Genomic DNA, 7516 nt, shown 5'->3' on the forward strand with positions numbered 1-7516 from the left:
CCTGGCAGCACCCGCGGCGATTGCCGGTGCCCCCTTGGGGGGAATACCGGCAATCGCCGTTGGCGTTTCTACCGAGACAAATTCAATGCCGCTGTCGAACATCCACATCCTGCATCAGGATGACGCCATCCTGGTGATCAACAAGCCGACCCTGCTGCTGTCGGTGCCTGGCCGCGCCGAGGACAACAAGGATTGCCTGATCACCCGCCTGCAGGAAAACGGCTACCCCGAGGCGCGCATCGTGCACCGCCTGGACTGGGAAACCTCGGGCATCATTCTGCTGGCCCGCGACGCCGACACCCACCGCGAGCTTTCGCGGCAGTTTCATGACCGCGAAACCGAAAAGGCCTACACCGCACTGGCCTGGGGCCAGCCTGCACTCGACAGCGGCAGCATCGACCTGCCACTGCGCTACGACCCGCCCACCAAACCGCGCCACGTGGTGGACCATGAGCAGGGCAAGCACGCCCTGACCTTCTGGAAGGTGCTGGAGCGTTGCGGCGACTGGTGCCGCGTGGAACTCACGCCCATCACCGGCCGTTCGCACCAATTGCGCGTGCACATGCTGTCCATCGGCCACCCGCTGCTGGGCGACGGCCTGTACGCCCACCCCGAGGCGCTGGCGGCCTACCCGCGGCTGTGCCTGCACGCCAGCATGCTGAGCTTCACGCACCCCACCACGGGCGAACGCGTGCGCTTCGAGTGCCCCGCGCCGTTCTGACGGCGCCCCGTAGCAGCTGCCGCAGGCAGCGTCCGGCACCACCCCGGCGCCCACCCCTGACGCAGCCTGCGGCAGCTGCTACGAGCCCCCCAAGCGGGCTGCAATACGTTAAACTCGCGCCATTGCTGTCTGGAGCCACTTATGCGCGAAGCTTTGAACCAGGGCCTGATCGACTTCCTCAAGGCCTCCCCCACCCCCTTCCACGCCACCACCAGCCTGGCCATGCGCCTGGAGGCTGCCGGTTACCAGCGCCTCGACGAGCGCGACACCTGGGCCACCGTGGCGGGCGGGCGTTATTACCTGACCCGCAACGACTCCTCCATCATCGCCGTCAAGCTGGGCCGCCACTCGCCTCTGTTGGGCGGCATCCGCCTGGTAGGCGCGCACACCGACAGCCCATGCCTGCGCGTGAAGCCGCAGCCCGAGCTGCAGCGCCAGGGTTTCTGGCAGCTGGGCGTGGAAGTGTACGGCGGCGCGCTGCTGGCGCCGTGGTTCGACCGCGACCTGTCGCTGGCCGGCCGCGTCACCTTCCGCCGCGACGGCAAGGTGGAAAGCCAGCTGATCGACTTCAAGCTGCCGATTGCGGTCATCCCCAACCTGGCCATTCACCTCAACCGTGAAGCCAACCAGGGCTGGGCCATCAACCCGCAGACCGAGCTGCCGCCGATTCTGGCCCAGGTGGCCGGCGACGAGCGCCCCGACTTCCGCGCGCTGCTGACCGACCAACTGGCCCGCGAACACGGCCTGAATGCCGACGTGGTGCTGGACTACGAGCTGAGCTTCTACGACACCCAGAGCGCCGCGGTGGTGGGCCTGCACGGCGAGTTCATCGCCGGCGCGCGCCTGGATAACCTGCTGTCGTGCTACGCGGCGTTGCAGGCGCTGCTCAACGCCGACAGCGAGGAAACCTGCGTGTTCGTGGCCAACGACCACGAGGAAATCGGCTCGTGCTCGGCCTGCGGTGCCGACGGCCCGATGCTGGAGCAGACCCTGCGCCGCCTGCTGCCCGACGGCGACGACTTCGTGCGCACCATCCAGCGTTCCTTGCTGGTGTCGGCCGACAACGCCCACGGCGTGCACCCCAACTACGCCGACAAGCACGACGCCAACCACGGCCCGAAACTCAACGCCGGCCCGGTGATCAAGGTCAACAGCAACCAGCGCTACGCCACCAACAGCGAAACCGCCGGTTTCTTCCGCCACCTGTGCATGGCCGAGGAAGTGCCGGTGCAGAGCTTCGTGGTGCGCAGCGACATGGGTTGTGGCTCCACCATCGGCCCGATCACCGCCAGCCACCTGGGCGTACGCACCGTGGACATCGGCCTGCCGACGTTCGCCATGCACTCCATCCGCGAGCTGTGCGGCAGCCAGGACCTGGCACACCTGGTGAAAGTGCTGGAAGCGTTCTACCGCAGCCGCGAGCTGCCGTAACCCTCGTAGCAGCGGCCGCAGGCCGCGTCCACTGGCACCGCGTGGTTGAAGCCGAACCGCGTCGGGGCCGGACGCAGCCTGCGGCAGCTGCTACGGGCTAAATTTCATGATCAGGATCAAACCCTGCTGCGCTGACGGGCCTAGACTTAAAGCAGGCCCCCCGCACAAGGACAACGGTCATGGACGAATTCACCACCCTGCTCATTCAGGTCATGGCCAGCCTCGGCCTGTTGACCTTCGGCTTCAGCCTGCGCGAACGCAATATCGGCGTGCTGATGCTCTGGCTCGGCATGCTCTGCCTGCTTGGAATCGTCCTGTATAAAATCCTCGTGCGAATCGGCGCATAACCCCTCGCCTTGGGCCCTGACGCCTCGTACACTCCCTCGATCAAGAATTACCCTGGGTTTATTGTCGAGTGCCTGTATTTTTGCGTCTGCCTGCCCTGTTCTCCCTGCTCCTGATCTGCCTGCTGGCCTTACTGCCACAGGCTGAGGCGGCCGGCTTGCCGAGCCTGCTCGGCAGTGGCCAGAAATCCCAGCCGCAGCCCACCGAGCCGTTGGCACAGTCACTGGACCAGGTCATCAATTCCCTGGAAAACGACCAGCAACGCACGCAACTGCTCACCGACCTCAAGCGCCTGCGCGACACCACCAAGAAGGCCCAGCCTGCGGGTGAGGAAGGCGTGCTGGGCCTGATCGGCAGCACCCTGGGGCAACTGGAGAAACAGTTCGCCGGCGAGGACAGCCCGTTCAACCGCTGGTCCAGCGAGTTCGACCAGGCCGGGCAGGAACTGTCCGACCTGCTGCTGCCGGTGGCCCAGTGGCCGCCCATCATCTTCGGCTTCGTATTGATCCTGTTGGTGTGGAGCCTGCTGGCCTACGCCTTGAACTGGATCAGCCACCACATCCGCATGCGCTTCGGCCTCAGCGAGGAGCTGCCCCAGCACCCGCGCACCCTCGACCTGCTGCGCTTTGCCCTGCGCAAGCTGGGGCCGTGGCTGGTGGCGCTGATCATCACCGTGTGGGTCGGCTACGCCCTGCCCTCGTCGCTGGGCAAGGACCTGGCCATGGTGCTGGCCTACGCACTGGTGGTGGGCACCTGCTTCTCGGCCATCTGCGTGGTGGCCTTCTCGTTGCTGGATGGCCCGCATCGCCACCGTGCCTTGTACATCCTGCGCCACCAGGCGTTCCGGCCGCTGTGGCTGATCGGCAGCTTCGCCGCCTTCGGCGAGGCGCTGAACGACCCACGCCTGGTGGCCAGCCTGGGCTCGCACCTGGCTCACACCGCCGCCACCCTGGCGAACATGCTGGCGGCGCTGTGCACCGGCATGTTCATCCTGCGCTTCCGCCGCCCGGTAGCCCACCTTATCCGCAACCAGCCACTGTCCCGGCGCCTGACACGCCGCGCCCTCAGCGACACCATCGAGATCCTCGGCACCTTCTGGTACCTGCCCGCGCTGGTGCTGGTGGGCATCTCGCTGCTGGCCACCTTCATCGATGCCGGCGACACCAGCACCGTGCTGCGCCAGTCGCTGGTGTGCACGGTGCTGCTGGTGTTGTGCATGGTTTGCAACGGCCTGGTGCGCCGCCACGCGGTGCGGCCGCACAAGCGCATGAAACGCCACGCAGTGTATTCCGAGCGCCTGCGCAACTTCGGCTACACGCTGGTGCACCTGCTGATCTGGCTATGCTTCATCGAACTGGGCCTGCGCGTGTGGGGCATGTCGCTGATCCGCTTCACCGAAGGCGACGGCCATGACATCAGCGTCAAGCTGTTCAGCCTGGCCGGCACGCTTATCCTGGCGTGGCTGGTATGGATACTCGCCGACACGGCCGTGCACCACGCGCTCACCCACTCGCGCAAGGGCCTGGCCAATGCCCGCGCGCAAACCATGATGCCGCTGATTCGCAACGTCCTGTTCATCGCCATCTTCATCATTGCCGCCATCGTCGCCCTGGCCAACATGGGCATGAACGTCACGCCGCTGCTGGCGGGTGCGGGCGTCATCGGCCTGGCCATCGGTTTCGGCGCCCAGTCGCTGGTCGCCGACCTGATCACCGGCCTGTTCATCATCATCGAGGACTCGCTGGCCATCGACGACTATGTCGACGTGGGCGGCCATCTGGGCACGGTGGAAGGCCTGACCATCCGCACGGTGCGCCTGCGCGACATCGACGGCATCGTGCACACCATCCCGTTCAGCGAAATCAAGAGCATCAAGAACTACTCGCGGGAGTTCGGCTACGCCATCTTCCGGGTCAACGTGCCGCACACCATGGACATCGACACCGCCATCAAGCTGATGCGCGACGTGGGCCAGAAAATGCGCACCGACCCGCTGCAACGGCGCAACATCTGGTCGCCGCTGGAGATCCAGGGTGTGGAAAGTTTCGAATCCGGTACAGCCATCCTGCGCGCCCGTTTCAAGACCGCGCCCATCAAGCAATGGGAGGTTTCGCGGGCGTTCAACCTGGCGCTCAAACGCCAGCTGGACGAGTCCGGGCTGGACCTGGCCACCCCGCGCCTCAGCGTGCAAGTGGTCACCAGTGCCGGTGGCACCGTGACGGCGGAGGCCGCTGCACCTTCGAGCTGAGTATGTCCAATCCGACAATAGACCTAGGCCGCCACACGGGGTAGCGTTGTGGCTTCGACTTCTTCCCAGTGCAGTAGAGGAATACCGAAATGCTTGGCCCCGACCTTGCCAGCCATCTGAAGCAGATCGACGAGGCGTATTTCAGGCACACCGGCAAGCACCTGCCCATGGCCATCCCCGGCGCCCCAGTGGACCTGCTGTGGGTGCACGAACAGGCGCCCTACGGCCTGCTGGCCCACGATGGCAGCGACAACCCGCGCTTCATCTACGCCAACCGCCAGGCGCAGCGCTGCTTCGACTACCCGCTGGAAACCTTCATCGGCATGATCTCCGAACTCAGCTCGCCGCCCAGCCAGCGCGCCGCCCGCCAGCATTACCTGGAGCGTGTGCGCAAGGCCGGCTACAGCTTCAACTACCAGGGCGAGCGCTACTCGCGCAGTGGCCAGAGTTTCCAGATCTACGACGGTGAAATCTGGGAGCTGTCGCCCCCCGATGCGCCGCTGCGCATGGGCCAGGCCTCGCTGTTCTGGCTGACGGAAGTGGAAATCAAGGCGGCGAGACATCGGCACTGAGCCGAATGGCGTCGTGCCGCCAATACTCAAGATCACAATCTATCAGCCGCCCTTGCTGGTCATGGTTGACCCGGGTGATGCGCAACCCGGGGCTGCCGAGTGACACCCGCAGGGCGCTGGCCGCCTCGGCGCGCAGGGCCGTGGGGGCCATTTCGAAACGCACCCGGCCGTATTCGATGCCGTAGTGGCGTGCGTAGATCTCGGTAAGCGGTTGGTTCAGGTCCAGGTCCAGAATGCCCGGAAAATACTGCGGGTTCAGGTAGTGCTCCACGTACAGCACCAGGCGCTGGTCGATGCAACGGGTGCGGCACAGCTGGATCACGCTGGACAGCGGCGGCAACTGCAGGCTTGCGCAGATAGCCGCCGAGGCGGGTACCAGCCGCCCCGACAGCAACTGCGTCGAGGGTTCGCGGCCCTGCTCGCGGACCATGGCGTGGAAGTGGCTGCGTTTCATCAGGTCATAGGTCAGGCGCGGCGGTGATATGAACCAGCCACGACGCTCCTCGCGGTAGATCAGCCCCCGGGCTTCCAGTTGCACCAGTGCCTCGCGCAAGGTGATACGCGTGGTGTCGAACACTTCGCTGAGCTTGCGCTCGGCCGGCAGCTTGCAACCGGCGGCCAACAGGCCATGCTGAATCTGCTCTTGCAGCGCCTGGCAGATAGCGGTCACGGCTCGGGGTGCACTGTTACGCATCGTTTCAACCTGTCTGGACTAGACCAGCTTCAAAAAGGGGCACCGCTGGCGGCGGTGGGCCATTGCTGCAGCCTAGGCAAAATAAATGACCGCGGGATGACAAGCATCTCGGAAAAGCCCTACACCGAGCAGCGCAAGCCGTTGCAGATCAGGCAGTTAAATCTGAACTACGCTTATTGCCCACGGGCAGGGGCAATGCTGCTGCAAGGCCCGCGCCACCCGGCCATACATCAAATTGTCATCACCCCGGCCTAGATTGGCTCAGGTCTTGCTGATCTAGACCACCTCGCGACACTGTCCAGATAAAACCAGCGTTCGCTGAACGCGCCCAAGGAGCTTCGGATGAAAAAGCTTTTCCTGGCATCACTGGTAGGCATGGGCATCACCATGAGCATCAACGCCATGGCCGCCGACGTCGATTTGAACACCCTGGAAGCGGCCGCCAAGGCCGAAGGCGCGGTCAACAGCGTCGGCATGCCCGATGACTGGGCCAACTGGAAAGGCACCTGGGCGGGGTTGCTGGCCAAGTACGGCCTGACGCACATGGACACCGACATGAGCTCGGCCCAGGAAGTGGCCAAGTTCGCTGCCGAGAAAGACAACGCCAGCGCCGACATCGGCGACGTGGGCGCAGCCTTCGGCCCCATCGCCGAGAAGCAGGGCGTAACCCAACCCTACAAGCCGACCACCTGGGACCAGGTGCCGGACTGGGCGAAAGACAAGGACGGCCACTGGGCCCTGGCCTACACCGGCACCATCGCCTTCATCATCAACAAGCAGTTGGTGAAGGAAGAGGACACCCCGAAAAGCTGGGCAGACCTTGAGAAAGGCAAATACAAGGTGGCCATCGGTGACGTGAGCACCGCCGCCCAGGCCGCCAACGGCGTGCTGGCCGCAGCCATTGCCCGTGGTGGCGATGAAAGCAACCTGGCGCCAGGCCTGGAACTGTTCACCGAACTGGCCAAGCAAAAACGCCTGTCGCTGGCCAACCCCACCATCCAGACCCTGGAAAAGGGTGAAGTGGAAGTGGGCGTGGTCTGGGACTTCAACGGCCTGAGCTACCGCGACAAGATCGACCCCACCCGCTTCACGGTGCTGATCCCGTCCGACGGCACGGTGATTTCCGGCTACACCACCATCATCAACAAATACGCCAAGCACCCGAACGCGGCCAAGCTTGCGCGTGAGTACATCTTCAGCGACGAAGGCCAGTTCAACCTGGCGCGCGGCCATGCCCGGCCAATTCGTGCCGAGCACCTGAAACTGCCGGAAGACGTGGCGTCGAAACTGCTGCCGAACGAGCAGTACAAGAACGCCAAGCCGATCAAGAACCCCGATGCCTGGGAAAAGAGCTCCAAGGAGCTGCCGCAGAAGTGGAACGAGCAGGTCATCATCGAGATGAACTGATACCTGTGGGAGCTGGCTTGCCAGCGAGCTTTTTTGGGCACTGAAAAGCTCGCTGGCAAGCCCGCGCCCACAGCTGGGCACCCCCGGCCCACCGGGTA

At 64.7% G+C, this 7516-nt stretch carries 7 protein-coding genes; 6 read left to right on the forward strand and 1 reads right to left on the reverse strand.

Features of this window, described 5'->3' with window-relative positions:
• Positions 1 to 85 precede the first annotated feature (85 nt).
• The 5 genes from AC0SZ7_RS07615 (at position 86) to AC0SZ7_RS07635 (ending at position 5317) form a co-directional block, all read left to right on the forward strand.
• Positions 86 to 721 carry an RluA family pseudouridine synthase gene (locus AC0SZ7_RS07615; protein WP_475503819.1) on the forward strand — a complete coding sequence of 212 codons (636 nt, stop codon included), beginning with the start codon at positions 86 to 88 and terminating at the stop codon, positions 719 to 721.
• A gap of 141 nt (positions 722 to 862) precedes the next feature.
• Positions 863 to 2152, forward strand: coding sequence for a M18 family aminopeptidase (locus tag AC0SZ7_RS07620; RefSeq protein ID WP_475503820.1), 1290 nt, complete (start codon positions 863 to 865; stop codon positions 2150 to 2152).
• A 179-nt stretch (positions 2153 to 2331) separates the two neighbouring features.
• Entirely contained in the window at positions 2332 to 2499 is a 168-nt protein-coding gene (locus tag AC0SZ7_RS07625; RefSeq protein ID WP_475503821.1) for a hypothetical protein, read from the forward strand.
• A gap of 68 nt (positions 2500 to 2567) precedes the next feature.
• Positions 2568 to 4745 (forward strand): mechanosensitive ion channel family protein, encoded by a 2178-nt coding sequence (locus tag AC0SZ7_RS07630; RefSeq protein WP_475503822.1) that lies wholly within the window; start codon positions 2568 to 2570, stop codon positions 4743 to 4745.
• Positions 4746 to 4834: 89 nt separating this feature from the next.
• Positions 4835 to 5317 carry an MEKHLA domain-containing protein gene (locus AC0SZ7_RS07635; RefSeq protein WP_475503823.1) on the forward strand — a complete coding sequence of 161 codons (483 nt, stop codon included), beginning with the start codon at positions 4835 to 4837 and terminating at the stop codon, positions 5315 to 5317.
• Here AC0SZ7_RS07635 and AC0SZ7_RS07640 read toward each other — a convergent pair.
• Positions 5292 to 6011, reverse strand: coding sequence for a UTRA domain-containing protein (locus AC0SZ7_RS07640; RefSeq protein ID WP_475503824.1), 720 nt, complete (start codon positions 6009 to 6011; stop codon positions 5292 to 5294). The two genes, AC0SZ7_RS07635 and AC0SZ7_RS07640, sit on opposite strands and share 26 nt — an antisense overlap.
• 342 nt (positions 6012 to 6353) lie before the next feature.
• Here AC0SZ7_RS07640 and AC0SZ7_RS07645 point away from each other — a divergent pair, with 342 nt between their 5' ends.
• A complete protein-coding gene (locus tag AC0SZ7_RS07645) occupies positions 6354 to 7418 on the forward strand; it encodes an ABC transporter substrate-binding protein (RefSeq protein ID WP_475503825.1) in 1065 nt (354 codons plus the stop codon).
• The last annotated feature ends 98 nt before the right edge of the window (positions 7419 to 7516 follow it).

The sequence above is a fragment of the Pseudomonas sp. JC1203 genome, assembly GCF_056175065.1.